2 protein-coding genes are annotated in these 2,425 nt (G+C 74.0%); one reads left to right on the plus strand and one right to left on the minus strand.

Annotation, left to right across the window (positions count from 1 at the left end; translation table 11 throughout):
- Window positions 1-62 precede the first annotated feature (62 nt).
- Entirely contained in the window at window positions 63-758 is a 696-nt protein-coding gene (locus ACFU5G_RS29780; RefSeq protein ID WP_377252741.1) for a demethylmenaquinone methyltransferase, read from the minus strand.
- 179 nt (window positions 759-937) lie between these two features.
- On the opposite strand from ACFU5G_RS29780, the gene ACFU5G_RS29785 reads away from it, so the two are divergent.
- Window positions 938-2,392: an isochorismate synthase MenF gene (locus ACFU5G_RS29785; RefSeq protein ID WP_377252743.1), complete on the plus strand. Its 1,455-nt coding sequence runs from the start codon at window positions 938-940 to the stop codon at window positions 2,390-2,392.
- The last annotated feature ends 33 nt before the right edge of the window (window positions 2,393-2,425 follow it).

Raw genomic sequence — 2,425 nt, forward strand, 5'->3', positions numbered from 1 at the left:
GTCCAGCGCTGGACCGAACTCGAGGCAAAGTCACGACCTCGCGAGAAAGCTGCCGACGTGGGTCAGGCCGGGCGGACCGCCCGGTGCAGGGCCACGATGCCGCCCGTGACGTTGCGGTAGGCGGCGTGCTCCCAGCCCGCCTCCAGCATCAGCTTGGCCAGGTCCACCTGGGTGTGCCAGCCGCGGATCGACTCGGCGAGGTAGTCGTAGGAGCCCTTGTCCCGCGTGACGGCGCCGGCCACGACGGGCAGCGCGCGCATCAGGTACTCCTGGTAGACCGTGCGGAACGGGCCCCACGTCGGGGTGGAGAACTCGCAGATCACGATGCGCCCGCCGGGCCGCACGACGCGGCGCATCTCGCGCAGCGCCGAGAGCGTGTCCACCACGTTGCGCAGGCCGAAGCTGATCGTCACGGCGTCGAACGACTCGTCCGCGAACGGCAGCCGGGTGGCGTCGCCCGCGACGAACGGCAGGTCCGGACGGCGCCGCTTGCCCACCTGCAGCATGCCGATCGAGAAGTCGGACGGGACCACGAAGGCACCGTCGGCCGCGAAGGGCTCGCTGCTGGTCCCGGTGCCCGCGGCGAGGTCGAGCACACGCTCGCCCGGCATCGCGGCGACCGCCTCGACCGTGAGGCGGCGCCAGCGGCGGTCCTGCCCCATCGAGATGAGGTCGTTCGTCAGGTCGTAGCGGGCGGCGATCCCGTCGAACATCGACGCGACCTCGGCCGGCTTCTTCTCCAGGCTTGCACGGGACATACGGCCATCGTTTCACGAGGTAGGGGCGCGCCGGGGGCGATGGCGGATCCGGGTGATCGGTAGCTCGTCAGGTGATCGGCATTCCGAGGTGCCGACCACCTGACGAACTGCCGACCGCCCGCTGTGACCTCCGTTACCGACGGCGGGCGCGCGGGGCCCGCACGCTTATCCTGAAAGCGATGATCGCTTCACCTTCCGGCGGCACTCCCGGCACACCCACCGGCTCCCCCTCCGGCATCAGCGTGTACGACTCCTGGCCGGCCGAGGCGCCGACCACGTCCGACGAGGCGCCGCCCGGCGCCCCCCACGGCCCGCAGCTCGTGGTGCGGACCGTCGCGACGGACGACCTGCCCGGCACGCCGACGGCGCTCGTCGACCGGCTCCCCGACACCAACGCGCTGGCCTGGGTACGGCACGGCGACGGGCTCGTGGGCTGGGGCGAGGCGCTGCGGTTCGAGACCTTCGGCCCCGGCCGGTTCGCCGACGCCGACGAGGCGTGGCGCCAGGTGCTCGACAACGCCGTGGTGCACGACGACGTCGGCCTGCCCGGCAGCGGCCTGGTCGCGTTCGGCAGCTTCGCGTTCGACGACGTCTCACCGGGCGACGAGGCCGAGGACCCCGCGCGGGCGAGCGGCGTGCTGATCGTGCCCCGCGTCGTCGTCGGACGGCGGGGCGAACGGACCTGGATGACCACGATCTCCCTGGTGGGCGACCGGTCCGCGCCCGTGGGCGAGGACCTGCTGTCCGCCTACCCGCGGCAGCCGGTCACCGAGCCGGGCCGCGTGACGCTGGCCGACGGCGCCGTCGGCGCGGCGGACTGGCCCGCCGTGGTGGCCGAGGGCATCGCCCGCATCCAGACCGGCGAGCTGGAGAAGGTGGTGCTCGCCCGCGACGTCGTGGCGACCGCCGAGCACCCGCTGGACACCCGGCACCTGCTGGGCCGCCTGGCGTCCGCGTACGACGCCTGCTGGGCCTTCAGCGTGGACGGCATGGTGGGCGCGACGCCGGAGCTGCTGGTGCGCAGCGAGAAGGGCCTGGTGGCCTCACGCGTGCTGGCCGGCACGATCCGGCGCGAGCACGGCGTGGCGGACGCCGACGACGCCGACCTGCTGCGCGCGGCCCAGCTCGCCCGGTCCTCCAAGGACCTCGAGGAGCACGAGTTCGCGGTGCGCTCCGTGGCCGCCGCCCTGGAGCCCTACTGCTCCTCGATGAACGTGCCCGAGGCGCCGTTCGTGCTGCACCTGCCGAACGTCATGCACCTCGCCACCGACGTGACCGGCGTGCTGACCGACCAGCGGGGCGGGCGGGCGCCGTCGTCCCTGTCGCTGGCCGCCGCGCTGCACCCGAGCGCCGCCGTGTGCGGCACGCCGACGACCGCCGCGCGCAGCCTGATCCGCGAGATCGAGGGGCTGGACCGCGCCCGGTACGCGGGCCCGGTGGGCTGGGTCGGCGCGGACGGCGACGGCGAGTGGGGCATCGCCCTGCGGTCGGCGGAGATCTCCCCGACCGACCCGCGGCACATCCGGCTGTTCGCGGGCTGCGGCATCGTCGCGGCGTCCGACCCGCAGGCCGAGCTGGCGGAGTCCGAGGCCAAGCTGGAGCCCATGCGCTACGCCCTGGGCACGCCGTCCTGACCATCCGCTGGTCGAGCTTGTCGAGACCTGGGT

This window comes from Promicromonospora sp. NPDC057488 (genome assembly GCF_042802395.1).
In the GTDB taxonomy this organism is placed as follows: Bacteria; Actinomycetota; Actinomycetes; order Actinomycetales; family Cellulomonadaceae; genus Promicromonospora.